Below are 26,821 nucleotides of genomic sequence, written 5' to 3'. Positions count from 1 at the left end.
CCTTTTGCCGGCCTTCCGCGATGTCCGCCGATTTGTCCGCTTGTGACCCCAAGCGGACGAACTGTTCATCGAAAATTGATCATCTGAGGCAGGATCGATTGACGTGCTGGCTTCGCGCAACCGAAGGTGAGTCAAGCTAAGTCGGACGAGCGAGGGAGGATCACAAATTGGGTTTGGCGCTTCTAACCCTCGCAGTTAGTATCATCGCCCTCTTCACCGTATTGGCGTTCTTGCTGCTGCGAGCGCCCATATCAGCCAACAGCTCAACCAGCGAGCAAGCATCGGCCTCGGTCGAGCTTGCTTCGTCCGCTCACAGAGAGGGTGGTGTTGGTTCTACATCGATCGCTGCCGCTGGCCTTGGGATACTTTGGTTCTTTGTTTGGAAGTTGACAGCGATTACGTTGCAGCACCTGTTTGTGAGCGAAAGTTCGTCGCGTACATTTCCCGTAGTGCCTCTATCTTTCGCTATTTCAATAGCGGCGATGTGCGTTGTGGTTCTGCTTGTCCGTCACGTGAGCAGATAAGGTAGACCTGACAGCTCGGCTCTACGTTCTCACGTAGTCCGCTTGTGGCCCATCTGCGAAGTTGCGCCTTGCCGGTCGGAAGTCCGCTCGTTGAGCCAGAGCGGACCAGATTTGCTCAACCTGAGTTCTTCACGTTTTGACCCGAAGGCGACATCGACCAGACGTCTAATCGGCCCTTCAACTCACCTGTGTGCCCTTGTGTTATTGTATCCCTTCCGAGAACTCGATGGAGGGAAGGATGGACATTCGATCGAAATTGACGGCGCTGTGTGAAGCGTTCAACGCGCACGACTTGGATTCCATCATGGAGTTCTTTGCTGACGATTGTGTCTTGGAGATGCCGAGGGGAAGCAAGCCTTGGGGCTCCCGCTTCGAGGGCAAACGCAACGTACGAGACGGGCTCGCGACGCGCTTTGAAGGCTTACCGGATGTTCACTACGGCGACGCCGAGCATTTTGTGGATACGATGGCAAACACGGGAATTTCAAAATGGACGCTAACGGGCACTACAGGCGAAGGAAAAAAGATCGAGGTCCGAGGATGTGACTTTTACACTTTTCGCGCGGACGAGGTGATCCGCAAGGACTCGTATTGGAAGATTGTTGAAGGACCTTCGTCAGCCTAACGACGCACATGTCCGAATGTGGCCCTTTGCCGACGTTCCTATCCTACCAGCTTCGAGCCGACGTCTCGTCTCATCAGCGCCCCTAGCGGACTCCAGATATCTGCGCATGAAGGCGTTGACGGTCGCCCGAAGGAAGTGGATAGCTCTGCCTTGTGATGGGACATTTCAGGATAAATTGGGCAACGACCCGATCGTCTCAGCCAAGATCGCCTCAGCCGCGGCGGGAGAGGAAGTCGAGCACGCCGGTCTTGTAGACCTTGTCCCCAACCGCGCGCATGTGGTCGCGGCCCGGAATGTCCAGCACTTCCGAGCCGGGGATGATCGCGCCGAGCGCGCTGGCACTTCCTGCGACGTCGTCGGTGGAGCCGACTGCGATCAGCACCGGCACCTCGATGCGCGCGGCTTCCTGCCTGGTCATGAGGTCGCGCGTGCCGCGGAGGCAGGCGGCAAGCGCGCGGTGATCGGAGCGGGTCTGGTCGGCGAACGCACGGAAGGTGCGCCCCACGGGATCGGTGACGTCATCCAGCGAGGGCGCCTCCAGCGCCTTGGCGACGTTCTCGCCGGGCCCGGTGCCCTCGATCAGGCCGCCGATGCCGATGCCGCCGAGGATCGCCGAGCGCAAACGCTGCGGCTCGTTGAGGGAGAGCCATGCCGCCATCCGTCCCCCCATCGAATAGCCCATGATGTCGGCCCGCGGGATGGCGAGGTGATCCATCAGCGCGAGCACGTCGCCGGCCATGGTCGGGATCGAGTACTGTGCGGGCTCGTAGAGCTTTGCGCTTTCGCCGTGGCCGCGATTGTCGAGCGCAATCACGCGGCGGCCGTTCTTGCGCAGTTCCGAAACCCAGGTCGGATAGACCCAGTTCACGTTCTTGCTGGAGGCAAAGCCGTGCACCAAGATGATCGGATCGCCCTCGCCTTCGTCGAGATAGGCAATTTCAACGGCGCCGTTGTGAAAGCTCGGCATCATCAGTTCCAGAGGTCTCCAAAGCGCGATGCGATTGGGATGAATCGTCATCGCCCTTTAGGTTGTTGTTTAAGCATGATCTTTCCGGAAAACCGCCGCGCACTTTTCCGGATCATGCTTTTGGGAGAGCCTGATCTTAGAGCATGATCCGGAAAAGTGTGCAGCGGTTTTTCCTCGCGACAAACGCGGACCGCGCCTGCGCGGAGATCATGCTCAAACAATAACCCGGAGTACGCCGACGATTTACCCCAATTCCGTCGCGCTTTAGGCCTTGAGAGTCGCACTTGCCAGAGCGGCTTCGGCTGCGATCTGCGCGCGGTGGAGCCGCCGCGCTCTCTTACGATCGCACCAGGCCTGCGTCAGGCGCTCGGTCGTCGCCTTGATGGAGGAGAGAAGGCCGAACAGCGTCAGTGCCGCACTGAGCAGCCAGAGCGCCAGATCGAACGCGCCGCCGACGAGCAGCAGTGCGCCCCGGCCGAGCAGCTTCATGATCGCGCGGGTCTTGCCGCCCTGCGCTTCAGCAAGCCGCGCCGCGCGCGCGACGTCCTTCGGGCCCTCGGCGATCCGCAGTGTATCCATCGCGCCGCGCGTGCCGGTCTTCTCGGCGACGCGCGTGACGTCCTTGCCGAGCCGGACCAGCGCACCGGCCTTCTCGGCCCGGAAGGCGGCCTTGATCGCGCTGACGGTCTCGCCCGGGCGGAACACGGACCCCTTGGCGACCGCGTTCCGGAGCACCGGCGTATCCACGACCTCGCGGGCGGACCGGCTGGCCCATGCGGCAAGCCCCTCGCCGAGCCGTCCGACCTTCCGCGCATCCTTCACCAGCGTCAGTCCGGCGCGCACCGGCGCCGCACCGCCGACGGACACGTAGGTTGCCGCCGTCACCGCAAGGCCGGCTGCCGCAAGGGAGAGCACGAGGCGGTCGGTGTCCTCGCCCATGGCAAGATGCTTGCCCTCGCGCACCACGTCCCTGATGTCGCCGAACACGAACAGATCACCCGCCACCGTTCCCGACAGGCTCGCGACATCGTCCGCGTTGCCGGTGACGAGACCGGTGGCGAACCGTTTGGCGAAATGCGATGTGGAACTCTCCAATTTCACCGCATCGCTGACGCGGCTCAGGAGGTCGTCGGGGAGCGCGATGTTACGATCACGCGCCAGCGCAACGAAACTGTCGGCGAGATCGGCATCGCCCGATGCAAGCGCAGCCTCGATGTTGTCCTGAACCAGGCGGTCGTTCTGCCGCAGCACCGCATCGAGCCTCAGCTCGGAGAGCGCAGCCGGATCATCCTGGGCAGCGAGGATCGCGCCGGCCTCTCGGGCGTGCGGCGCGACCTGCGCCAGCATGAAGCCGCAGGCCGCGATACCGGTCAGCGCTGTGGTGATTCGCAGCCACTTCATGTGGAAAAGCCTGGACAGTTCCTCGGATCGATCGAGCCTGACGATTCGTCTTTTGTCGCAAATTGCATGCGTCCCCAGAGATAGTGTGCCAAAATTGCGACACAACGTCCCCGACGAAAGAAGGGCTTCTCTCAGGCCTCAAGATTGTGTCGAATTTGCATGAGCAAATGAGCATGGGGCGATTGCGGAGCTTTCGGTTCCGCTGGACTAGCAATCATCTGCACCCGCCTTTATGGTCCGCGGCGCCTCAAAGATGCCGCGTCAGTCGTTGATTGTGTCTGCCGCCATTGCCACTCCAGGATGAGTTACGATGTCCGACCATGTCGTCCCGCACTTCCATAACGATGCCGGTGTTCCCGTCATCGAGATCGGCTCGCAAGAGTTCATGTGCGTGGGCGCCAACCCTCCGTTCGATCATCCGCACGTCTTCCTCGACCTCGGCAACGACAACGAGATCATCTGCCCCTACTGCTCGACGCTGTACCGCTTCGCGGCCGACCTGAAGCCGGGCGAAGCCCGCCCGCCGGAATGCGTGCTGAAGGACAAGGTGGCCTGACCGCTTCCTTCGGTCAGGGGTGGCGCTCTCCCGAACGATTGTCATCGCTGGTGCCGGCATAGGTGGCCTGACGGCCGCGCTTGCGCTCGCGGCCCGCGGCTTCCGCATCGTCGTGCTGGAAAAGGCCGAGCGTCTCGAGGAAGTCGGCGCCGGCCTGCAGCTCTCCCCCAATGCGAGCCGCGTGCTGGTCGAGCTCGGCCTGACCGAGCGCCTCAAGTTGCGCGCGGTGACCCCGGAGGCGGTCTCGATCATGAGCGCGCGCGCCGGCGGCGAGCTGCTGCGCATGCCGCTCGGTGAAGCGGCTTCCGCGCGGGCCGGCGCCCCCTATTGGGTGGTGCATCGCGCCGACCTGCAATCGGCACTCGCCGGCGCTGTTGCCGATCATCCCGATATCGACCTGAAGCTGGGTGCAACCTTCGAGGACGTCGCGCCCCACGCCAAGGGACTGACGGTGGTCCATCGCAGCGGCACGATCCGCCGCAGCGATCTCGCCAGCGCCCTGATCGGCGCCGACGGCATCTGGTCGACGGTACGCCAGCATCTGTTTCCCGAGGTGCAGCCGCGCTTCTCCGGGCTGATCGCCTGGCGCGGCACGCTCGATGCCACGCAACTGCCGAAGGACTACGCCGCGCGCCGGGTGCAGCTCTGGATGGGGCCGAACGCCCACCTGGTCGCCTATCCCATTGCGGGCGGACGCCAGATCAACGTGGTCGCGGTGCTGCCCGGCACCTGGAACCGGCCGGGCTGGAGCACGCCCGGCGATCCGCGCGAGGTGATGGACGCCTTTGCCGCCCCGCGCTGGCCGCCGCCGGCGCGGATGATGCTCGCCCCGGTCGACAGCTGGCGGAAATGGGCGCTGTTCGGCGTGCCCGACGGTTGCCCCTGGAGCAAAGGTCCGGTGGCGCTGCTCGGCGATGCCGTGCATGCGATGCTGCCTTTTGCAGCTCAAGGCGCCGGCATGGCGATCGAGGATGCCGCCGTGCTCGCCCGGCATTTGAGCCTCGAGGCCGCCGAGAGCACCAGCGGCATCGCCGCCGCGCTGACGCAATACGGCCGCGCACGCCAGGGGCGGGTATTGCGGGTGCAGCGGACCGCGCGGCAGCAGGGCCGCATCTATCATCTCGGCGGGGCGCTCGCATTCGCACGCGATCTTGCGATCCGTGCGCTCGGCCCGGAGCGCATGCTGGCGCGCCAGGACTGGATCTACGGCTGGCGGCCGTGATGCGAAGCGCCGCCGGCGCGTAGGCTCAGTGGGCCGCTCTCCCGGATTTCGATGCGGGTTTAGTCGCGGCCGTGGGAGCTGTCGCCTCGGGCGGCGTTTCCCGGCACTTGTTGCGGCGCCAGGCCTCCTCGGCCAATTGCGCCTGTCCGCGCACCGCGACATAGTCGTTGCGATAAGCGAGCTCGGACACGACCGCGCCACCCGCCCCGGTCTCGGCCTTCTCCATCAGCATCCGCAAATCGTCGGTGCGCTTGGCGAGCGCCTTGCGCTCAGCCTCCAGCTGCTTGCAGTCGTACAATTCGTATTTGGCGGGATCGGCAAAGGCCGGCGCGACCGTCTCGCTCATGCCGGCGCAGCCGGACAGCGCGACGCCAGCCGCAAGCAGCGCAAGGAGCGCGCCAAAGCCGCGCAGCGGAGAGAAAGACGAAGCAGCCATGCCGGATGAATAGCCCCCGTGGATTGAGAATGCCTAAAGCAACAACAGATGTCCGGATTGAGGCTTTGCCTTGTGCGCCCGGCTCGCTTAAGGAAGAACGGTCCCTCCGGCTACGCAACGCGCCAATTCCAGACGGCCGCGATGGACTTAAGTGTTTGATCTCGTTGGATCAAGCGGGCATGGCGGAATTGGTAGACGCAAGGGACTTAAAATCCCTCGGTGCGCAAGCGCTGTGCCGGTTCGACCCCGGCTGCCCGCACCATTTCCTTTTCCCGGCACGCTCGAACGCATTCGCGCGGAATGCCAACATGAGCGTCGCGCAGCCAAGCCGAGGAGCTGGCTACCGCATGAATCATCCACGCTCGAGGCGCTTGGGCTCCGCGCGAAAATCGAGCAGCAGGACCCAGAAGAACATCAGCGCGCTGAAGAGCAGGATAAAACTGTCCCCGAGGGAAGTCCCCACAACGGAGAGCAATGAGGGCATCAGGAGACCGACGGTGAGCGCGGCGGCGAGTGCCGTAGCCGGAAGATCGACCAGCAGGATCGCGGCATAGAGCGCGAGCTCGAAGAAGGCATATTCCTTGAGGCGCGGCGAGCTGAGATAGAGCGCAAACATGGCCAGCACCGTGATGCGCATCGCTGCACGGGGGTGATCCATCAGCCAGCGATCCAGTCGCGCAAGAAGCGAACCTCCTTCGTGCGCCGGCCGGCTCCCGATCAAGCGCAGGACGGACAGGGCGAACGGCACCAGCACCAGTGCGGTCGCGGCGAATGCATAGGTTGCGAAGATCGCCGGCTTGCTATCGATCAGGCCCACATGGCCCATCAGATCCCGCGCCAGCAGCAGCAGTGACGGATTGCTCTCGAAGAGCTCGACGAGGTGCTGGTCGGGAATCTTTCCGGCCATCGCAAGCTGCCAGCTCGCGAACAGATCGGGGTACGCCAGCCGCGACATCAGGATCGGCAAGGCGAAGCTGAACGCCGCCACCGCGATCAGCGTTAGCTTGCGGCCGCGCGGCAGCGGCAGGAAATAGAGCGCGGCCAGCACGGGAAAGAACACCAGCTTGAACGACATCACGAGGCCGAGCAGCGTGGCGCCGGCGAGGCGCGACGGAAAGCTGCGGTCCTCCGACGGACCGGATGCGGGCGGAGCAAGCAGGAGCCTCAGCGCGATCGCGGTCAGCACGCCGCTCAGGATCGCGAAGTTGCCCGACGCCTGCACCCATTCGAAACCGACGAAGGCGCCGAGCGCGCAGAGCACCCTGAGCGCAACGTCGCGAGCGCTCGTGCGCGTTCGGCCAAGACCGGGCAAGAGGAGGCCACAGAGCACGGCGAGGACGGGAAAGATGGCTTTGTAATGAGCGACCAGTTTGCCGCCCGCGCAGAAGGGACGGAAGGCCTCCAGCGTCACCGGCAGATAGGGGTAAGAGAGCTCGGTGCCCTTCAGGTTCTTGACGAAGTAGGGATCGAGTCCGCCGGCATAGGCATCCACCGCCGCGCAATTGACGCGGGTGTCCCAGCCATATCTCACATCGAGCACGGCGTCGCTGGCGAGATTGCCGAACACCAAGAGCCCGGTCAGTGCGATCAGGCAGGCAAGCCAGATGTTTCGCCTCGAAGCCATGTCGGCCGGGGGCTCCAGCCATCGTGCCGTACCGGTGACATCAGACACAATCGGATACCTTGTTTGGCTTGGTTCTCTCGGCCCCAACGCGGCGCCTCATCGGTCGGCCGCCACAGTGGACAGGAGGCGTTTCCATTTCATCCCGCCGGAACGACCTGCCCCGCCGGCCGCCGATCTTTTGGGGAAGGATGGTGAATCACTGGTTTCCGGGCCATAGCAGGACCCGCGGTCGGCTCGCGCGGGGGGCGGTCCCCTCACCAATTCTTGTCCGCCCCTGCTCAGCCTGCCAGCCATCCCGAAACATGGGTTGTGCAACGCAACATCAAGGCTAGATAAGTCGCTCGATTGCAGGGGTAAGCTTCTTGTCTGACGTCAATGCCGACGATTGGGTGTCCTCGGGACACCGCCCGATGGGTTTTCCGGAATTCGTCATCGTGATTGCGTCCATCATGGCGCTCAATCCGCTCGCGATGGACATGATGCTGCCGGCGCTGCCCAATATCGGCGCCGCCTTCAAGATTCCCGTCGAGAACCATCTTCAACTGGTGCTGTCGACCTTCCTGATCGGCTTCGGCGCCGGCCAGTTCGTCATGGGCCCGCTGTCGGACCGCTTCGGCCGCCGGCCGGTGCTGCTCGGCGGCATGGCGGTCTATGCGGTGGCGAGCGTGCTGGCGGTCGCGGCGCCCTCGTTCGAGACGCTGCTGCTGGCGCGTGCGCTCCAGGGGCTCGGCACCTCGGCGACGCGCGTGATCGCGACCTCGATCGTGCGCGACTGCTATGTCGGCCGCCGCATGGCGAGCGTGATGTCGCTGGCCATGATGGTGTTCATCGCGGTGCCGGTGGTCGCCCCCTCATTCGGACAGGCGGTGCTGCTGGTGACGGCGTGGCGCGGCATCTTCGTGGTGCTGACGCTCTACGGCCTGCTCGCGCTCGCATGGTGCGTGCTGCGGCTGCCCGAGACGCTTCCCGAGTCGGAACGCAGGTCGCTGGCGCCCGCCGACGTGCTGTCGGCGTTCCGGCAGACCGTGACCCATCGCCAGACCATCGGCTATGCCACGGCCGCCGGTGGCGTAATGGGCGCACTGTTCGCCTACGTCTTCTGCGCCCAGCAGATCTTCACCGGCATCTATCGCCTCGGCCATTACTTTCCGCTCGCTTTCGCGGCGGTCGCGGCCGGCGTTGCCATTGCCGGCTTCCTCAATGCGAGGCTGGTCGGCCGGCTCGGCATGCGCGTGATCTCGCACGGGGCGCTGATGCTCTACACCGTGGTGGCCGGCGTCATGCTGCTGACGGAAAGCCTCGGCATGTTGCCGCTCTCGCTCTTCATGCTGCTCTCCGCCCTGATGATGTTCTCCTTCGGCATGATGGTCGCCAATTTCACCGCGCTCGCCATGGAGCCGCAGGGACACATCGCCGGCACCGCCTCGTCGCTTTACGGCTCGATCACGACACTGATCGGGATCGTGGTCGGCATGGCGATCGGACAGAGCTTCGACGGCACGCTGCTGCCCTTCTCGATCGGCTTCTTCCTGTCGACCCTCGCCGCGCTCGCGATCGTGCTGGTGGTGGAAAAGGGGCGGCTGTTCAGGCCGCATCATCGTCCCATCTGAGGAACCACCCGGCGGCCTCGATGTTGTCCTGCAGCAATTCCGAGGTGCTGCAATGGAACTGGAACATCGCGAAGACAAAGCCAAGGTAGAACGGCAGAAGACCGAACGTCCCGAACCGCGCGCGGAGCAGGTCACGCTCACCACGCCTCTTGCGAGCGAGGGGCTCGAGCAGGTGCGCGACAGCCACTGCTGAACACGACGCCTATTCGCTTCCTCGCCGGCTGGCGCTGAAATCATCCGCAGCGCTGGCCGGCACTGGACTTCCCTGCGGCAGCGCCATCAGCACGACCACCTCCCGCGCAAGACCCGGCCGGCCCCACAGCGACGCCCGCACGGTAAACTCGCGCCTGACGAGATGTCCGACGCGGGGAGACACCCACCCCATCCATCGGATGCAAGACTCCTGGTCGCGGAAACAGAGTGCCGCCCAGTCGCGGTCGGGCAACGTCTTGCGCGGCAAGCCCCACGTAGCTTCGTACTCGAAGGGCCTCGCATTGTTCGGATGGTCCGGGCTGTAAAACGCGGTGGCGAAAGCCAGCGAACCATCACCACTCACGGCACTCAGGGGCTCGCCGGTCAGCTCCCGCCACTGGCGCGTCAATTCGCGGGCCGCCTGCGCGTAGAGATTCCGTCCCTCCTCGTAACCACGATCGTTGCGATACAGGGCATGGATCGGCGCCGCGACCAGGACGGCTGCGAGCGCAGCGCCGGCCACGATCGCCGTGACGTTGACGGTGTGGAAGCGCTCGATCGGGTAGCGCGCGCCACAGACCACGAGAATGACGAACAGGAACAGCCCCTGCAACGCCCACAAGGACGGCAGGTCCGTTCCCATCGCGAGCGACGTCAGCACCGGCAGCACGATCGTGCCTATCGCAACGTAGAACAGGAGCCGCAGGCCCGGGCTCATGGCCGCGAAGTCGGCCGGAAGCTGCTTCAGCCGCGTGCCGGCGATCAACACCCACAGCACGGCCGACACACCCATGGCCGCCACCAGCCCCAACAGAAAATTCCTGGCCTCACCGAGCGAGCTCGCAGCACTGCCATTGGCGTGGGCCAGCGCATAGCTGAAGGACGACGCGCCTGTCGTCGCCAGCCAGTGGACGTGCGGCGACAGCGCCACCAGCCCGGTCCCGACGGAGATCCAGGGCGAGGCGGAGGTGAAATAGGCGCGCCGCGCCGGATGCGCCAGCGCAGCAAAGGCGAAGCTCGCGACGAGGAAGATCGAGTAATATTTGCCGACCATCGCCAGCGCCGTCGTGCATCCCACCGCAATCGCCCACAGCGAACCGCGGGTCTCGAATGCGCGCAGGAAGCACCAGGTCGCAAGCGGCCAGGTCGCGAGCAGCACGGCATTGGCGTTGAAGCGCTGGGCGTGGAATTGATACGCGGGCGTCAGCATCAGGAGCAGCAGCACCAGGATACGCTTGTGCCCGGTGACGAACTGCCGCGAGATCAGATCGACGAAGAACAGCGCAAGCCCGGCATTGGCCATCGCCATCAATTGCAGCGACCAGTCGCTGGGCGGAAAGACCGAGGTCCACGCCGCCGCAACCCACCCCATCAGCGGTGGATGCTTGGCATAGCCCCAGGCAAAATCCCGCCCGAGCGTCCAGGCCTCGAGCGTATCAGGGTGCAGGCCACCGCCGGCATAGGCAATCGCCAGATAGAGCGTCCAGATCGCAACGAAGCAGGCGATCAGAAGCGGCACGGCCCAGCCCGCCTCGACACCATCGAGCCACCGCAGGAAAGGCCGTCGCCAACGCGCCGGTGCGCGATCGGACCGTTCGGCCATCGCCTGGAATGCAAAATCGATCGGCACGGGAATCAGATTGAGGAAGGAAAAAAGATGCGTGAGGACGAGACATCTATTTCAAGATGGAAACAAATAGCAATGATTGGACATTGGAAGGGTTAAAAGCGCCCGCGCCTCCTCTGCCGACGCCAAGCCAAGACACCAGGCCAAGAAAAGGCAGCGGCGCCGCTGATATCAGCGGCGCCGCATTGTTGTCCGGACGAAGGTCGCGAAGGATGCCCCCGCTTACTCCGACTTGTCGACGTTCCAGAACAGCGGCGTGGCGGGGCCGTCGAGCACGCCGGAGAGCGATTTGCGCCAGCCGCTCGGCAGGAGGTACTGCCCGAGCGGGATGTAGATCACCTGCTCGTAGGCTTCCTTCTGGATGTCGGCTGCGATCTTCTTCTGCTCGTCGACCGAGGACGCGCGGACGAACGCGTCCTTGAGCTGCTCGATCTTGGGAGCATCGGCCCAGCCGAACCAGCCGCCCTTCTTGCCCTGGCCGCCGATCGAAAGGTTGGCGATCGGGTTGGACACGTCGGGCGCGACCCAGTTGGTGAAGAACATGTTCCAGCCGCCCTCCTTCGGCGGCTTCTGGCTGGCGCGGCGGCTCACCACGGTCTGCCAGTCGGTCGCCTGCAGGTCGACCTTGAAGCCAGCCTCGCGCAGCAGCTGGGCCGCAACGATCGGCTGCGCCTTCAGCGTCGTGACATCGCCGGGGGCCATGATCACGATCGGCGTGCCGTCATAACCGGACTCGGCCAGCGCCTTCTTGGCTTCCGCCATGCCGTTGCCCTTCACCAGCGTGTCGGCGCCAACCTCGGTCGCGAACGGCGTATCGCAAATGAAGAACGCGCCGCAGATCTTCTGATACTTGGCATTGCCGACCAGCGCGTCGAGCACGTCCTTCTGGTTCATGGCCAGCAAGGCAGCACGTCGCACCTTCACGTTGTCGAACGGCGGATGAAGGAAGTTCATCCGGCCGAGCGTCTGATAGCCGAACTTGTTCAGGACCTCGATCGTGAGCTCCTTGTTCGCTTCCAGCACCGGCAGCATGTCATACGGCAGGTTTTCCATGAAATCGATGTCGCCCGACTGCAGCGCGTTCACCGCGGTCTGCGAGTCCGGCATGGTGATCCACTCGACGCGGTCCACCTTCACCACCTTGCCGCCGGAGGTCCAGCTCGCCGGCTCCTTGCGCGGCACGTAGTCGGTGTTCTTGACATAGACCGCCTTCACGCCCGGCTGGAATTCGCCCTGCACGAACTTGAAGGGACCCGAGCCGATCTGCTCCGGGATCTGCTTATCGGCCGGCGTCTCGGCGAGACGCTTCGGCATCATGAAGGCGACGCGCGAGGACGGCTTGCCGATCGAGTCGAGCACCAGGCCGTAGGGCTCCTTCAGCTTCAGCGTGATGGTCTTGGCGTCGGTCGCCTCGATGCTCGCGGTGAAGTCCATGAGCTTCTGGCCCATGCCGTCGACCGCGGCCCAGCGCTTCAGCGAAGCGACGCAGTCCTCCGCCGTCACCGGCGTACCATCATGCCACTTCAGGCCGTCGCGCAGGGTGAAGGTGTAGGTGAGCTTGTCGTCGGAGATCTTCCAGTCCGCCATCTGCGGCTGGATCTTGAATTTCGAATCCGGGGCGACCAGCGTGTCGTAAACCATGTAGCCATGGTCACGCGTGATGTAGGCCGTGGTGAAGATCGGGTCGATGATGCGCAAATCCGAGTGCATCACCGCCGTGAGGGTCTTGCCGGCCGCAAGCACTGGCGAGGCCAGCGCGGTCGAAAGCGCGACGACCGACAGCGCAAGTTTGGAGGCGAACGCGCGAGGCCCCCGGCGCATGAAGTGGAACATAGAAAGTTCTCCTGACGTGAAACTGTTCAAAGGCAGGTTATTGATTGAGCATGCGGTTCGTTCGTTGGGCGAACTAACCTCATGCAATGCCTTTATCTTTTCGAGACTTGCAGACAGTGCCGAGCGCGTCAATCCGGTTTCGTCGCAAGCCCTTGCGGCGCGCGCACGGGCTCCACAAGGATCGATTTGGCTCTACAACACCCTCCGCTTGTCCTGCCCGCGCCAATGCAATGCGCGTTCCATCTTTCCAAGCTTGAGAGACATTCAGATGAATCCTGCCAATCTTCCCTTTGATTCCGAGGCGATGCTCGAGGGCCTGCGCGGCTGGGTCGAATGCGAGAGCCCGACCTGGGACGCAAGCGCCGTGGACCGCATGCTCGATATCGCAGGGCGGGATATGGCGATCATGGGTGCGACGATCGAGCGCATCGCCGGCCGCCAAGGCTTTGGCGGCGTCATCCGCGCGCGCTTTCCCCATCCGAAGCAGGGCGAGCCGGGAATCCTGATCGCCGGACACATGGATACCGTCCACCCGGTCGGCACCATCGAGAAGCTGAAATGGCGGCGCGAGGGCAACAAATGCTACGGCCCCGGCATCTACGACATGAAGGGCGGCAATTATCTCTCGCTGGAGGCGATCCGGCAGCTGGCGCGGGCGTCGTTCACGACGCCGCTGCCGATCACCGTGCTGTTCACGCCGGATGAGGAAGTCGGCACCCCCTCCACGCGCGACCTCATCGAGGCGGAAGCCGCGCGCAACAAATACGTGCTGGTGCCGGAGCCCGGCCGCGCCGACAACGGCGTCACCACCGGACGTTACGCCATCGCACGATTCAATCTCGAAGCGACGGGCCGACCGAGCCACGCCGGCGCGACGCTGTCGGCAGGACGTTCGGCGATCCGCGAAATGGCGCGGCAGATCCTCGCGATCGACGCGATGACGACGGAGGATTGCACCTTCTCGGTCGGCGTCGTCCATGGCGGCCAATGGGTCAATTGCGTCGCCACGACCGCGACAGGCGAAGCGCTCTCCATGGCCAAGCGTCAGGCCGATCTCGACCGCGGCGTCGAGAAGATGCTGGCGCTGTCGGGCACCAACAACGACGTCGCCTTCAAGGTCACGCGCGGCGTGACGCGGCCGGTCTGGGAGCCGGATGCCGGCACCATGGCGCTGTATGAAAAGGCGCGCGGCATCGCCAAATCTCTCGGCGCGGAATTACCGCATGCAAGCTCCGGCGGCGGCTCCGACGGCAACTTCACCGGCGCGATGGGAATCCCGACGCTCGACGGCTTGGGCGTGCGCGGCGGCAATGGCCACACGCTGGAGGAGTTCATCGAGGTCGATAGCCTGGTCGAGCGTGCGCGCTTGATGGCGGGATTGCTGGCGACGCTGGAATAAATTGAATCAACTTCGCACTGCACAATACGTTGGCAGCCGCGGTCTAAATTTAGCCTTGTCCAAAAATGAGGCGTATCGTACTGCTCGGCTTGTCCACGCGACGATGCGGGAGAGATCGCGACGAAGGCTTTCGGCCTTCGTTGCGACGCCGACGGAGCAACCGCCCCGGAAACTCTCAGGCAAAAGGACTGTATCGTCAGGACGATCTGGAGAGAGGCGGCGCGATTTCAGGCAATCGTGACGTCCACCGAAGGGGATAGTCCGTTGCGAGATCCGCAGCGGATCAAGCTCTCAGGTAACCGTGACAGATGGGGCGCCGCCAACGGCCTTTGGCCGGCGGTCGGCCTATCCTAACTCACGGGAGCCCCGAAACCTGCCATGACCCATATCGCCATCATCGGCGCCGGCATCACCGGCGTGACGACTGCCTATGCCCTGCTCGAACGCGGCTTTGAGGTGACGGTGCTCGACAAGCACCGCTACGCCGCGATGGAGACGTCCTTCGCCAACGGCGGACAGCTCTCCGCATCGAATGCCGAAGTCTGGAACAGCGCTGCGACGATCCTGAAGGGCCTGCGCTGGATGTTCCGGCGCGACGCGCCGCTGCTGATGAACCCGCGGCCGAACTGGCACAAATATTCGTGGATGAGCGAGTTCGTCGCCAACATCGGCAACTACCGCGCCAACACCATCGAGACCACGCGGCTCGCGATCGAAGCGCGCAGGCATCTGTTCGACATCGCGGCGCGCGAAGGCATCGACTTCGATCTCGAACGCCGCGGTATCCTTCACATCTACCACGACAAGAATGGTTTCGAATCCGGTCTGCGCGTCAACGCGCTGCTGCAGGAAGGCGGTCTCGATCGCCGCCCGGTGACGCCGGAGGAAATCCGCAGCATCGAGCCGACACTGCGCAAGGACTATTATGGCGGCTTCTACACGCCGTCGGATGCGACCGGCGATATCCACAAGTTCACCCGCGGGCTGGCCGAAGCCTGCAAGCGGCGCGGCGCGACCTTCATCCACGAAGCCAATATCGACTCGATCGCACGTGCCGGCAGCGGCTTCGCCATCGGCTGGGCCGATCTTGCCGCGAGCGATGCTGTCGCGTCCCCGCGCGGCATGCTGAAGGCGGACGGCATCGTGGTCTGTGCGGGCGTTGCGAGCCGTCATTTCGCTGCGCTGCTCGACGAGCGCGTCAACGTCTATCCGGTGAAGGGCTACTCGATCACCGTGCAGCTCGACACCGCCGAGAGCCGCAACGCCACCCCGACCGTGAGCCTGCTCGACGAGGCCGCCAAGATCGTCACCAGCCGGCTCGGGGCGGATCGGTTTCGCGTCGCCGGCACCGCCGAGTTCAACGATTTCAATCGCGACATCCGCGCCGACCGCGTGCAGCCGCTGATCGACTGGGTGCGCAGCAACTTCCCCGCCGTCGAAACGTCGCGCGTCGTGCCCTGGGCCGGGTTGCGGCCGATGATGCCGAACATGATGCCGGTGGTGCGCGCCGGGCGGATACCGGGCGTGTTCTTCAACACCGGCCACGGCCATCTCGGCTGGACTCTGTCGGCGGCGACGGCGCAGATGATTGCCCAGACGATCGACGGCTGGCGCGGGCTCAATGCGCCGCCGACCGTGCCTTCACTAGGGGTTGAGCGTGAACTGCGACATGCATCCTGAGTTGGTCGGCGCCGGGGACATGCCGGCCTCTTGCTACAGCGCAGCCCTTGGCACACAATTTGCCCCGAGAGGACGGCATCTCCGGGCGGGCTTTTCAGCCCAAGTGATAGGCATGATAGACACGACAGAATTCACGGGCGCCTCGAGCCCCCACAAGTTCCGCAGCCGGAGATAGTGCATGCTGGGTTATCTTATTCGCCGCGTTCTGGCCGCGGTGCCCGTGATGGGCGTCGTCGCGCTGTTCGTGTTCCTGCTGCTGCGGCTGACGCCCGGCGATCCCGCCGCGATTCTCGCCGGCGACAATGCGACGCCGGAACGGCTCGAGCGCATCCGCACCTCGCTCGGCTTGAACGAGCCGCTGATCGTGCAGTTCATCACCTGGGTGAACAAGCTGCTGCACGGCGACCTCGGGACCTCGCTGATCTCCAACCTGCCGGTGATGAAGATGATCGGCCAGCGCGTCGAGCCGTCGATCTCGATCGCGCTGTCGACCATCATCCTCGCCGTGATCGTCGCCGTTCCCCTGGGGGTGATCGCGGCCTGGAAGCACGGCACCTGGATCGACCGCTTCGTGATGGGCCTGTCCGTGCTCGGCTTCTCGGTGCCGGTGTTCGTGGTCGGCTATGTCCTGATCCAGGTCTTCGCCATCGACCTGCGCTGGGTGCCGGTGCAGGGCTTCCGCAGCATCTTCAACGGCTTCGGGCCGTTCTTCGAGCGCATGATCCTGCCGACCTGTGCCCTGTCCTTCATCTACATCGCGCTGATCGCGCGCATGACGCGCGCGGCGATGCTCGACGTGCTCGGCGAAGATTACGTGCGAACGGCGCGCGCGAAAGGCATCAACGAGGTTGCCGTGATGATGCGGCATGCGCTGCGCAACGCCGCCGTGCCGGTGATCACGGTGATCGGCACCGGCTTTGCGCTGCTGATCTCCGGCGTCGTCGTCACCGAGAGCGTGTTCAACATCCCCGGCATCGGCCGCCTCACCGTGGATGCGGTGCTGGCGCGCGACTACCCGGTGATCCAGGCGATGATCCTGCTGACGTCGCTGATCTATGTCGTCGTCAATCTCCTCATCGACGTCGCCTACACCCTGCTCGATCCCCGGATCCGGTACTGAGGCAAGGATAAGAACACACATGTCGGTCGATACCCTTCCCCAGTCGTCCATCCCGATCACGTCGCCGCTGCGGCCGCGATTCGGCTTCCTCACCTCGACGCCGATCATCGCGACCGCGACGGTCCTGCTCACGTTGGTCGTGGTGATCTCGATCCTCGCGCCGCTGATCGCGCCGCATGATCCGATCCAGCTTGCGCCGTCGCAGCGGCTCAAGCCCTCTTCCGCACAATTCCTGCTTGGTACCGACGCCTACGGACGCGACCTGTTGTCGCGCGTGATCTATGGCGGCCGCATCTCGCTTCTGATCGGCATCGGCTCGGCGATCCTGTCGATCGCCATCGGGCTCGCGATCGGCCTCGTCTCCGGCTTCTTCAAGCTGGTCGATTCCGTCCTGATGCGCGTCATGGACGGCCTGATGGCGATGCCGAGCATCCTGCTCGCGATCGCCGTGGTGTCGCTGTCCGGCGCCAGCCTCTGGACCGTGCTGATCGCGATCACCATTCCGGAGATCCCGCGCGTGGCGCGACTGGTTCGCTCCGTCGTGCTGTCGGCGCGCGAGGAGCCTTACGTCGAGGCCGCGATCTCGGTCGGCTCCAGTCTGCCGAAGATCATGTGGCGCCATCTGATGCCGAACACGATCGCGCCGCTGATCGTCCAGGGCACATATGTCTGCGCCTCCGCGATCCTCACCGAGGCCATCCTCTCCTTCCTCGGCGCCGGCATCTCGCCGGAGACGCCGACCTGGGGCAACATCATGGCCGAGGGCCGCCAGTACTTCCAGATCAAGCCCTCGCTGATCTTCTGGCCGGGCCTTTTGCTCTCGATCGCCATCCTCAGCATCAACCTGATCGGCGACGCCGCCCGTGACGCCCTCGATCCGCGCATGAAGCAGCGGGAGGGCAAGTGAGGCGAGTAGCACCGTCATTCCGGGGCGCGCCCCTTGGCGCGAACCCGGAATCCATTTCACCACTTGGATTGCGGCTCAATGGATTCCGGGTTCGCGCTAACGCGCGCCCCGGAATGACGAGCGAGAGTTCTGCGGCATGACCAACACCATCCTCGACATCAACAACCTCGTCGTGTCCGTCGGCAAGAAACCGAAGGGCGCGAACATCATCGACGGCATCTCGATCCAGGTGCGCGAGCGGGAGACGCTGTGCCTCGTCGGCGAAAGCGGCTCTGGCAAGTCGGTGACCTCGCTCACCACGATGGGCCTGCTGCCGAAAGGCACGCTGGTTCCCACCGGCGGCAGCATCAAGCTGGTCGGCGAGGAGCTGCTCACCGCGACCGACCGCCGCCTGCGCCAGCTCCGCGCCACGCAGATGGCGATGATCTTCCAGGAGCCGATGACCGCGCTCAATCCGGTGGTGCCGGTCGGCCGCCAGATCGACGAGGTGCTGCGCGCCCATACCAATCTCGACGCGAAGGCGAGGAAGAAGCGCATTCTCGACATGATGGAGCAGGTCCGCCTGCCCCAGGTCGAGCGCATCTTCGCCTCCTACCCCCACCGCCTCTCCGGCGGCCAGCGCCAGCGCATCATGATCGCGATGGCGCTGGTGCTGGAGCCGAAGCTCCTCATTGCCGACGAGCCGACCACCGCGCTCGACGTCACCACGCAGAAGCAGATCCTGACCCTGATCCGCGACCTCCAGCGCGATCACGGCACCGCCGTGCTGTTCATCACCCATGACATGGGCGTGGTCGCCGAGATCGCCGATCGCGTCGCGGTGATGCGGCAGGGCCGCCTGGTCGAGACCGGTCCGCTCGAGACCGTGCTGCGCAACCCGACCATGGAGTATACCCGCAACCTGCTCGCCTCGGTGCCGAGCCTGGTGCCGCGGCAGCCGCGCGAGGAGACCCGCGAGCCGGTGGTGCTGGAGGCCAACGAGCTCAGCAAGGTCTACAAGGAGCGCGCTTTCTTCGGCAAAGGCCGCGAGGTCGTCGCCGCCGACAAGGTCACGCTGACGCTGCGCAAGGGCCGTACTCTCGGCATCGTCGGCGAAAGCGGTTCGGGCAAGTCGACGGTGGCGCGCTGCATCGTCCGCCTGATCGATCCGACCTCCGGCGGCGTGCGCCTCGCCGGCCGTGAGATCGCCGACATCTCGCGCCGCCTGCTGCAGCCGCACCGCCAGAAGATCCAGATCGTGTTCCAGGATCCCTACCGCTCGCTGAACCCGCGCGTGACGGTTGGCGAGAGCATCGCGGAGGGCCCGATCAACTACGGCGTCGCGCACGCCGACGCGATGAAGCGGGCCCGCGAGCTGCTCGAGCTCGTCGGCCTGCCGGCCGATGCGGTGTCGCGCTATCCGCACCAGTTCTCCGGCGGCCAGCGCCAGCGCATCGCGATCGCGCGAGCGCTCGCGCTCGATCCCGACGTGCTGGTCGCGGACGAAGCAGTCTCCGCGCTCGACGTCTCGGTACAGGCTCAGGTGCTGGAGCTGCTCGACGAGATCCAGAAGCGGCTCGGTATCGCCATCCTGTTCATCACCCACGATCTGCGCGTCGCAGCCCAAATCTGCGACGAGGTCGTGGTGATGCAGCACGGCCGCGTCGTCGAGCAGGGACCGGCCGCCGAAGTGCTGACGCATCCGAAGGAGGCCTACACCAAGGCCCTGCTGGATGCGGCGCCGGGACGCAACTGGGACTTTGCGAATTTCCGGCCGGTGGCGGAAGGCGTGGGGGCCAGCGCGTAGTCTCTCCGCTGTCATTCCGGGGCATCGCGAAGCGATGAGCTACGGTGCGCAATTGCGCACCTGAGAATCCATCTAACGGCAGACTCTGCAGCGCAATGGATTCCGGGCTCGCGCCCAGTGGCGCGCCCCGGAATGACAGTGAAACAGCATTCCCAAAACGTCTTGACCCTATGCACAACGCGATTGCTTCCCGCCTTGCTCTCCTCGCAAGGCCGGGGCTAACGTCGCGCACTTTCAATTGGGACCTGAACTGAATGACACGTATCGCCGTCGGCGGCTTCCTGCACGAGACCAATACCTTCGCTCCGACCAAGGCGACCTTCGCCGATTTCCAGCATGGCGGCGGCTGGCCGGCGATGACTGAAGGTGCCGACGTGCTAAAGGTGATGCGCCGCATCAATGTCGGCCTCGCCGGTTTCGTCGACAGCGCGGAGGCGAACGGCTGGGAACTCATTCCGACCATCGCCTGCGGCGCGAGCCCGTCGGCGCATGTCACCAAGGATGCATTCGAGCGCATCGTAAAGGTGATGGTCGACGGCATCGCAGCCGCGGGCCCGATCGACGCGGTCTATCTCGACCTGCACGGCGCCATGGTGACCGAGCATCTCGACGACGGTGAAGGCGAGATCCTGGCGCGTGTGCGCCGCGTCATCGGCAAGGATGTTCCGCTGGTCGCAAGCCTCGACCTCCACGCCAATGTCACCCCCGAGATGATGGAGCATGCGGACGCGCTGATCGCCTACCGCACCTATCCGCATGTCGACATGGCCGACACCGGCCGGGCCTGCGCAAAGCACCTCGCGCTGCTGCTGCAGACCAAGCAGCGCTTGGCCAAGTCGTTCCGCCAATTGCCCTTCCTGATCGCGATCAGCTGGCAATGCACCAACGACTTTCCCACCAAGGGCATTTACGAAAAGCTCGCCGCGTTTGAGGGCGATGCGGTTCCGACGCTCTCTTTCGCGCCCGGCTTCCCGGCCGCCGATTTCCGCGATTGCGGCCCGAGCGTGTTCGCCTATGGCAAGACGCAAGGAGACGCCGATCGCGCGGCCGATGCGATCGTGAAGCTGATCGAAAGCCACGAGGACGATTTCGACGGCAAGATCTGGACGCCCGACGATGGCGTGCGCCACGCCATGGAACTTTCGAAGAGCGCGAACAAGCCGATCATCATCGCCGACACCCAGGACAATCCAGGCGCCGGCGGCGATTCCGACACGACGGGCATGCTGCGCGCTCTGGTGCGCAACAAGGCCAGTGCCGCGACCGGCGCCATCTACGATCCGGAATCGGCCAGGGCCGCACATGCCGCCGGCGTCGGCGCCACCGTGACGCTCTCGCTCGGCGGCAAGTCCGGCATTCCCGGCGACGAGCCCTATCGCGAGACTTTCGTGGTGGAAAAGCTGTCCGACGGCCGCTTCATCGCGCCCGGTCCCTACTATGGCGGCCGCGAGATGGAGATGGGCCCCTCCGCCTGCCTGCGTATCGGCGATGTTCGCGTCGTCGTCTCTTCACACAAGGCCCAGCTCGCCGACCAGGCGATGTATCGTTATGTCGGCATCGAGCCGACCGCGCAAAGGATTCTGGTCAACAAGAGCTCGGTGCACTTCCGCGCCGATTTCGAGCCGATCGCGGAAAAGTTGCTGATCTGCGCCGCACCCGGCGCAATGCCGGCCGACACCGCTTCCCTGCCCTGGACGCGCCTGCGGCCCGGCATCCGCATCAAGCCGAACGGCCCCGTTTTCGATCCTTCTTCACGCTAACCGGACAGGACTCATGCCCACGATCGACCGCATCGACGGCTATGCCGACGAACTCACCGCTATCAGGCGCGACCTCCACGCCCATCCCGAGATCGGATTCGAGGAAGTGCGCACCTCCGGCATCGTCGCCGACAAGCTGAAGAGCTGGGGCATCGAGGTGCATCGCGGTCTCGGCGGCACCGGGGTGATCGGCGTCATCAAGGGCAAGGGCTCGGGCGCCAAGCGCATCGGGCTACGCGCCGACATGGACGCGCTGCCGATGGAAGAGAACACCAATCTGAAGTGGAGCTCGAAAATCCCGGGCCGCTTCCACGGCTGCGGCCATGACGGCCACACCACCATGCTGCTCGGCACCGCGCGCTATCTCGCCGAGACCCGGAATTTCGACGGCACCGTGCACCTGATCTTCCAGCCGGCCGAGGAGGGCCTCGGCGGCGCCCGCGCGATGATCAAGGACGGCCTGTTCGAGAAGTTCCCCTGCGACGAACTTTACGGCCTGCACAACGCGCCCGATCTGAACCACGGTGAGATCGCGATCCTGCCCGGCCCGGCCATGGCCAGCGCCGACTTCTTCGATCTCCGCATCACCGGCTACGGCGCGCATGGCGCGATGCCCGAGCGCTCCAAGGACGCTGTCGTCATCGCGACCACGCTGGCGCAGGCGATCCAGACCATCGTCAGCCGCAACGTCGACCCGCTGCAGGCCGCGGTCATTTCGATCACCCAGATCCATGCCGGTTCGGCCTATAACGTCATTCCGGGCGATGCGCATCTGTGCGGCACTATCCGCACCTTCTCCAATGAAGTCCGCGCCCTGATCGCCGAACGCATTCGCACGATCTGCGCCGGCATCGCGGCCGCGTATCAGTGCACGATCGAAGCCGACATCCGCGACACTTTTGGCGTCCTGATCAACCAGGTCGAGCAGTCCAAGGTGGTCGAGGAGGTCGCGCGCACGATCGTCGATCCCGCCAACGTGATCACCCGCGCCCAACCGAAGATGGGCAGCGAGGATTTCGCCGACATGCTGCAGACCGTTCCCGGCGCCTATTTCTGGGTCGGGCATGACGGCTCGGTGCCCGTGCACAATCCCGGCTTCGTGCTCGACGACAAGATCCTGCCGATCGGCGCCAGCATGTTCGCCCGGATCATCGAGACCCGTATGCCGGTAGGTTAGCAATGCATAAGAAGAGCCCTGAGGAAGCGGTCACCTCGCTGCACGATCTGTCCGCGGTCGATCTGATCGCGGGCTATCGGGCCAAGCAGTTCTCGCCGAGCGAGGTGCTGGAGGACGTGCTCGCGCATGTCGCCGCGTGGGAACCGCATCTGAAGGCGCTCTATGCGTACGACCCCGACGGCGCGCGCGAGGCCGCAAAGGCCTCGACCGCGCGCTGGAGCGGCGGCGAGCCCTCCGGCTCGCTCGACGGCGTGCCCGTCACGGTGAAGGACAACATCGCGACCAAGGGCGTGCCGGTGCCGCTGGGCGCGGCCAGCGTCAAGCTGGTGCCGGCCGAGAAGGATGCGCCACCCGCCGCGCGGTTGCGCGAGGCCGGCGCGATCATCTTCGCCAAGACCACCATGCCCGACTACGGCATGCTGTCCTCGGGGCTCTCCAGCTTCCATGCGCTCGCACGCAACCCGTGGGACCTCAGCAAGAATCCCGGCGGCTCCAGCGCCGGCGCAGGCGCCGCTGCCGCGGCCGGCTATGGTCCCCTGCATCTCGGCACCGATATCGGTGGCTCAGTGCGCCTGCCCGCAGGCTGGTGCGGGCTCGTCGGCCTGAAGCCGAGCTTCGGCCGCGTGCCGATCGATCCCACCTATGTCGGCCGCGTCGCAGGCCCCATGACCCGCACCGTCGATGATTGCGCGCTGATGATGAGCGCGATCGCCAAGCCCGACCGGCGCGACGGCATGAGCCTGCCGGCCGAGCCGCTGAACTGGAAGGGACTGGAGAAGTCTCCGCGAAAGCTGCGCATCGGCTTGATGCTCGATCCCGGCTGCGGCCTGGCGCTGGAGAAGCCGGTGCGCGAGGTCGCTGTGAAGGCGGCCAAGGCGTTCGAGTCCGCAGGCAGCGTCGTCACTGAGGTCGACGGCATCCTCACCCGCGAGATGCTCGACGGCCTCGACAATTTCTGGCGCGCGCGGATGTGGGACGATCTGTCGAAGCTGACGCCGGCCGAGCAGGCAAAGGTGCTGCCCTACATTTTCAAGTGGGGCGAGTCGGGCGCCAGGCTGTCGGGCGTCGATGTCATCCGCGGCTTCAACCAGACCATGGCGATCCGCGCGGCAGCGTCAAAACTGTTCTGCGAGCTCGACTATGTGATCTCGCCGACCGCGCCGAACGTGAACTATCCGGCGGAGTGGGCCTCCCCCACCAACGAACCGATGAAGCCGTTCGAGCACATCGCCTATACCGTGCCGTGGAATATGGCGGAGAACCCGGCCGTCTCCGTCAACGGCGGCTTCGACGCCAAGGGATTTCCCATCGGCGTCCAGATCGTCGGCCGCCGCTTCGACGATATCGGCGTACTCGGCATGGCCAAGGCCTTTGAAGGCCTACGCGGCGCGCAGCGGCCCTGGCCGAAGCCGCCGGCCAACTAATCCCACCATCGTCATTCCGGGTTGCGCCTTCTTGGCGCAAGCCCGGAATCCATTCATCCGCACAAGTAGTGTGGAGAAATGGATTCTCAGGTGCGCAATTGCGCACCGGAGTTCGCGCTTCCGCCTTCGCTCTTCGAGCTTCGGCGGACAAGTCGCGCGCCCCGGAATGACGTGCTAGAGAGAGCGGCAAAGAAACAAGGAAGGAAACACCCATGGCGTATGAGACGATCAAGTACGAGGTCGCCGATCAGATCCTCACCATCACGCTGAACCGGCCCGACAAGCTCAACGCCTTCAACGCGCAGATGCAGGCAGAGCTGATCGATGCGTTCGACGCCGCCGATAAGGACGACAATGTCCGCGCCATCATCGTCACCGGCGCCGGGCGCGGTTTTTGCGCAGGCGCCGACCTCTCCTCCGGCGCCGACACGTTCGATCGCGACGCACGGCGCGGGCCGGTGAAGCGCTTCGCCGACGGCAAGGTCGACTACAGCGATCCGCAGGTGCGCGACGGCGGCGGCCAGGTGACCTTGCGCATCTTCAAGTGCCTCAAGCCCGTGATCGCCGCGGTGAACGGCCCGGCCGTCGGCATCGGCGTCACCATGCAGCTTGCGATGGATATCCGCATCGCCTCGGAGGCTGCGCGGTTCGGCTTCGTGTTCTCCCAGCGCGGCATCGTGCCCGAGGCGGCCTCAAGCTGGTTCCTGCCGCGCATCGTCGGCATCTCGCAGGCGCTGGAATGGTGCTATTCGGGCCGCGTCTTCCCGGCGCAGGAGGCGCTTGCGGGACGCCTCGTCAGCAAGGTCGTCGCCCCCGACGATCTGCTGCCGACCGCCCGCGCGCTCGCCAAGGAGTTCGCGGCCAAGACCGCGCCGGTGTCGGTGGCGCTGATCCGCCAGATGATGTGGCGCATGATGGGCGCCGATGATCCCATGGAAGCCCACAAGGTCGACAGCCGCGGCATCTACGCCCGCGGCCGCTCGGACGATGTGAAGGAAGGCGTGGTGTCGTTCCTGGAGAAGCGTCCGGCGCAGTTCAAGAACAAGGTGTCCAGCGATATGCCGGACTACTTCCCGTGGTGGACGGAGCGGGAGTATAAGTAGCTTCGTAGGGTGGGTTAGCCTCGCGACTGCGCGAAGCGCAGTTCGCACGGCGTAACCCACCTCTTCTATTTCCTTCTATTTCCGCCGTAACAGAAGTGGTGGGTTACGCCATACAGATACGCTTCGCGCATCTGTATGGCTAACCCACCCTACGGCACCGTCACTCCATCACCAGCGCGACCCGCCCGATCGCCTTGCGGTCGATCAACAACCGCATCGCCTTCGCATAATCCGCCAGCGGCAGGCGGTGCGAGACGTTGGGGCGCAGCTTGCCCTCCTCCGCCCATTGCAAGAGCGCCTTCAGGCGCTCTTCGCCGAGCGCGGGGTTCTTCCGCACCGCTTCGCCGGCGCGCACGCCGATCACGCTCGCGCCCTTGATCAGCAGCAGATTGGTCTTGGCCGAGCCGATGCCGCCGGTGAAGCCGATCACCAGCAGCCGCGCGCCCCAGGCGATGCAGCGCATCGAGTCCTCGAAGACCTCGCCACCGACGGGATCGAACACGACGTCTGCGCCGCGGCCGTCGGTGATGCGCTTGACGGCATCGCGAAACGGCTCGCGGTCGTAGCGGACGAGATGATCGGCGCCCCGTGCCCTGGCGATGGCCAGCTTCTCGTCACTGGAGGCGGTGGCGATCACCGTCGCACCCAGCATCTTGCCGATCTCGACGGCCGCAAGGCCGACGCCGCCGCCCGCGCCATGCACCAGCAGCACCTCGCCCGGCGCGATCCGGCCGCGATCGATCAACGCATGATAAGCCGTGCCGTGGCCGGCGAGATAGGTCGCAGCCTCCGCATAGTCGAAGGTGGACGGCTTGGGGGTGAGCTGCGACGGCGTCACCACCGCTTCATCCGTAAAGGCCCCGTGACGCATCTTCACGATGACCTTGTCGCCGACGGCAACACCACCTGCCTCCGCGCCCACCTCGGTGACATCGCCGGCGGCTTCCATGCCGGGCGTGAACGGCAGCTCCGGCTTGAGCTGGTATTCGCCGGCGGCCATCAGCACGTCGGGAAAGTTCAGCCCGGCGGCGCGGATGGCGACGCGTACCTCGCCCGGCTTCAGCGCGCGCGACGGAAACTCTTCCAGCAGCAAACGCTCGGGCGCGCCGAGTTCGCGGCAGACGACGGCGCGCACCATCAGGCTGCGCTCGCCTTGCGGCGCTCAAGCGCCTCGCGGATCAGCGGCAGGCGGTCGTTGCCGAAATACATGTCGGTCTTGCCGACGAAGATCGTCGGCGAGCCGAAGCCGCCGCGCGCCACGACTTCCTCGGTATTGGCCTTGAGCTGATCCTTGATGCTCTGTTCCGAGATGCCGGCGAAGAATCTCTGCTCGTCGATACCTATCTTCTTGCAGATCTCGGCGAGCACCGCGTCCTGCGAGATATCCTTGTCCGCGCCCCAATAGGTCTCGAACACGGCAGTGGCGAACGGCACCATGTCCTGACCGAGCCAGATGCAGCCGCGCATCGCCTTGACGCTGTTCACCGGAAACACCGTCGGCGGCATCTTGATCGCAAGGCCGGCCGAGCGCGCCCAGTCCTCCAGGTCCTTCTTCATGTAGCGCGCCTTCAGCGGCACCGGTTTCTCCCGCTGCGCATAGACGCTCGGATTGACCGTGTTGAAGATGCCGCCGACCAGAATCGGCCGCCAGATGATCTCCGCGCCGAGCTCCTTCGCGAGCGGCTGGATGTTGTGGAAGGCGAGATAGGTCCAGGGGCTGGAACAGTCGAAAAAGAATTCGATCATGGCGTTTCCGGTCCGGCGTCGCGGGTTTCAAGACGACTTTTGTTGTTCTGTACCTCGACGTTAGGACATGGCAGGAAGGGGCGCAACTCAACCTGCCGGGAG

The 26,821-nt window shown here is 64.9% G+C and carries 22 protein-coding genes, 1 tRNA gene and 2 riboswitches; of the genes, 15 read left to right on the top strand and 8 right to left on the bottom strand.

The window, feature by feature from the left end:
* The first annotated feature begins 762 nt into the window (after nt 1-762).
* Nucleotides 763-1,149, top strand: a complete 387-nt coding sequence (locus tag JQ566_RS09820; RefSeq protein ID WP_036035076.1) for a nuclear transport factor 2 family protein — start codon at nt 763-765, stop codon at nt 1,147-1,149.
* Between the two features lie 211 nt (nt 1,150-1,360).
* On the opposite strand, the gene JQ566_RS09815 is transcribed toward JQ566_RS09820, so the two are convergent.
* Together JQ566_RS09815 and JQ566_RS09810 are read right to left on the bottom strand one after the other, a co-directional pair.
* Entirely contained in the window at nt 1,361-2,116 is a 756-nt protein-coding gene (locus JQ566_RS09815) for an alpha/beta fold hydrolase (RefSeq protein ID WP_212372140.1), read from the bottom strand.
* A gap of 264 nt (nt 2,117-2,380) precedes the next feature.
* The gene (locus JQ566_RS09810) at nt 2,381-3,517 is read right to left on the bottom strand and encodes a hypothetical protein (RefSeq protein ID WP_212372024.1); all 1,137 of its coding nucleotides are present in this window, start codon (nt 3,515-3,517) and stop codon (nt 2,381-2,383) included.
* 310 nt (nt 3,518-3,827) lie between these two features.
* Here JQ566_RS09810 and JQ566_RS09805 point away from each other — a divergent pair, with 310 nt between their 5' ends.
* Both JQ566_RS09805 and JQ566_RS09800 read left to right on the top strand, forming a co-directional pair.
* A complete protein-coding gene (locus JQ566_RS09805; RefSeq protein WP_008562814.1) occupies nt 3,828-4,073 on the top strand; it encodes a zinc-finger domain-containing protein in 246 nt (81 codons plus the stop codon).
* Nucleotides 4,074-4,092: 19 nt separating this feature from the next.
* Complete coding sequence (locus tag JQ566_RS09800; RefSeq protein WP_212372023.1) at nt 4,093-5,295, top strand: FAD-dependent monooxygenase; 1,203 nt, start codon at nt 4,093-4,095, stop codon at nt 5,293-5,295.
* 25 nt (nt 5,296-5,320) lie between these two features.
* Here JQ566_RS09800 and JQ566_RS09795 read toward each other — a convergent pair whose 3' ends face one another.
* The gene (locus JQ566_RS09795; RefSeq protein ID WP_212372022.1) at nt 5,321-5,731 is read right to left on the bottom strand and encodes a twin-arginine translocation pathway signal; all 411 of its coding nucleotides are present in this window, start codon (nt 5,729-5,731) and stop codon (nt 5,321-5,323) included.
* Between the two features lie 173 nt (nt 5,732-5,904).
* Between JQ566_RS09795 and JQ566_RS09790 the strand changes: the two genes are divergently transcribed.
* Nucleotides 5,905-5,993 (top strand) — tRNA-Leu (locus JQ566_RS09790).
* A gap of 90 nt (nt 5,994-6,083) precedes the next feature.
* On the opposite strand, the gene JQ566_RS09785 is transcribed toward JQ566_RS09790, so the two are convergent.
* On the bottom strand, nt 6,084-7,355 hold the full coding sequence (locus JQ566_RS09785; RefSeq protein ID WP_212372021.1) for a hypothetical protein: 1,272 nt from the start codon (nt 7,353-7,355) through the stop codon (nt 6,084-6,086).
* Nucleotides 7,356-7,717: 362 nt separating this feature from the next.
* Here JQ566_RS09785 and JQ566_RS09780 point away from each other — a divergent pair, with 362 nt between their 5' ends.
* A complete protein-coding gene (locus tag JQ566_RS09780) occupies nt 7,718-8,965 on the top strand; it encodes a multidrug effflux MFS transporter (protein ID WP_212372020.1) in 1,248 nt (415 codons plus the stop codon).
* Between the two features lie 52 nt (nt 8,966-9,017).
* Nucleotides 9,018-9,158: a hypothetical protein gene (locus JQ566_RS09775; RefSeq protein ID WP_212372019.1), complete on the top strand. Its 141-nt coding sequence runs from the start codon at nt 9,018-9,020 to the stop codon at nt 9,156-9,158.
* Between the two features lie 9 nt (nt 9,159-9,167).
* Here JQ566_RS09775 and JQ566_RS09770 read toward each other — a convergent pair whose 3' ends face one another.
* Together JQ566_RS09770 and JQ566_RS09765 are read right to left on the bottom strand one after the other, a co-directional pair.
* A complete protein-coding gene (locus JQ566_RS09770) occupies nt 9,168-10,760 on the bottom strand; it encodes a glycosyltransferase family 39 protein (protein ID WP_212372139.1) in 1,593 nt (530 codons plus the stop codon).
* Nucleotides 10,761-11,006: 246 nt separating this feature from the next.
* Complete coding sequence (locus JQ566_RS09765; protein ID WP_212372018.1) at nt 11,007-12,617, bottom strand: ABC transporter substrate-binding protein; 1,611 nt, start codon at nt 12,615-12,617, stop codon at nt 11,007-11,009.
* Between the two features lie 268 nt (nt 12,618-12,885).
* On the opposite strand from JQ566_RS09765, the gene JQ566_RS09760 reads away from it, so the two are divergent.
* The 9 genes from JQ566_RS09760 (at nt 12,886) to JQ566_RS09720 (ending at nt 24,973) form a co-directional block, all read left to right on the top strand.
* Nucleotides 12,886-14,016: a M20/M25/M40 family metallo-hydrolase gene (locus JQ566_RS09760; RefSeq protein WP_212372017.1), complete on the top strand. Its 1,131-nt coding sequence runs from the start codon at nt 12,886-12,888 to the stop codon at nt 14,014-14,016.
* A 96-nt stretch (nt 14,017-14,112) separates the two neighbouring features.
* Nucleotides 14,113-14,217, top strand: a riboswitch (glycine riboswitch).
* A 3-nt stretch (nt 14,218-14,220) separates the two neighbouring features.
* Nucleotides 14,221-14,326: riboswitch (glycine riboswitch) on the top strand.
* 68 nt (nt 14,327-14,394) lie between these two features.
* Entirely contained in the window at nt 14,395-15,696 is a 1,302-nt protein-coding gene (locus JQ566_RS09755; protein ID WP_212372016.1) for a D-amino acid dehydrogenase, read from the top strand.
* Between the two features lie 178 nt (nt 15,697-15,874).
* Complete coding sequence (locus JQ566_RS09750) at nt 15,875-16,816, top strand: ABC transporter permease (protein ID WP_212372015.1); 942 nt, start codon at nt 15,875-15,877, stop codon at nt 16,814-16,816.
* A 19-nt stretch (nt 16,817-16,835) separates the two neighbouring features.
* A complete protein-coding gene (locus tag JQ566_RS09745) occupies nt 16,836-17,723 on the top strand; it encodes an ABC transporter permease (protein ID WP_212372014.1) in 888 nt (295 codons plus the stop codon).
* Nucleotides 17,724-17,859: 136 nt separating this feature from the next.
* Nucleotides 17,860-19,509, top strand: a complete 1,650-nt coding sequence (locus tag JQ566_RS09740) for an ABC transporter ATP-binding protein (protein ID WP_212372013.1) — start codon at nt 17,860-17,862, stop codon at nt 19,507-19,509.
* Nucleotides 19,510-19,763: 254 nt separating this feature from the next.
* Entirely contained in the window at nt 19,764-21,269 is a 1,506-nt protein-coding gene (locus tag JQ566_RS09735; protein ID WP_212372012.1) for a M81 family metallopeptidase, read from the top strand.
* A gap of 13 nt (nt 21,270-21,282) precedes the next feature.
* Nucleotides 21,283-22,446: a M20 aminoacylase family protein gene (locus JQ566_RS09730; RefSeq protein ID WP_212372011.1), complete on the top strand. Its 1,164-nt coding sequence runs from the start codon at nt 21,283-21,285 to the stop codon at nt 22,444-22,446.
* A gap of 2 nt (nt 22,447-22,448) precedes the next feature.
* Entirely contained in the window at nt 22,449-23,870 is a 1,422-nt protein-coding gene (locus JQ566_RS09725) for an amidase (RefSeq protein WP_212372010.1), read from the top strand.
* A gap of 212 nt (nt 23,871-24,082) precedes the next feature.
* Complete coding sequence (locus tag JQ566_RS09720; protein ID WP_212372009.1) at nt 24,083-24,973, top strand: crotonase/enoyl-CoA hydratase family protein; 891 nt, start codon at nt 24,083-24,085, stop codon at nt 24,971-24,973.
* Between the two features lie 160 nt (nt 24,974-25,133).
* On the opposite strand, the gene JQ566_RS09715 is transcribed toward JQ566_RS09720, so the two are convergent.
* Both JQ566_RS09715 and JQ566_RS09710 read right to left on the bottom strand, forming a co-directional pair.
* Nucleotides 25,134-26,111 carry an NADPH:quinone oxidoreductase family protein gene (locus tag JQ566_RS09715; RefSeq protein WP_212372008.1) on the bottom strand — a complete coding sequence of 326 codons (978 nt, stop codon included), beginning with the start codon at nt 26,109-26,111 and terminating at the stop codon, nt 25,134-25,136.
* Complete coding sequence (locus tag JQ566_RS09710; protein WP_212372007.1) at nt 26,111-26,719, bottom strand: 2-hydroxychromene-2-carboxylate isomerase; 609 nt, start codon at nt 26,717-26,719, stop codon at nt 26,111-26,113. The genes JQ566_RS09715 and JQ566_RS09710 overlap by 1 nt, the downstream gene beginning before the upstream one ends.
* Nucleotides 26,720-26,821 lie beyond the last annotated feature (102 nt).

The organism is Bradyrhizobium sp. SZCCT0231, from assembly GCF_018130245.1.
Classification (GTDB): Bacteria; Pseudomonadota; Alphaproteobacteria; order Rhizobiales; family Xanthobacteraceae; genus Bradyrhizobium; species Bradyrhizobium japonicum_F.
Note: the sequence above shows the minus strand (reverse complement) of the source record. Positions and strands in the feature narration are given on the sequence as shown.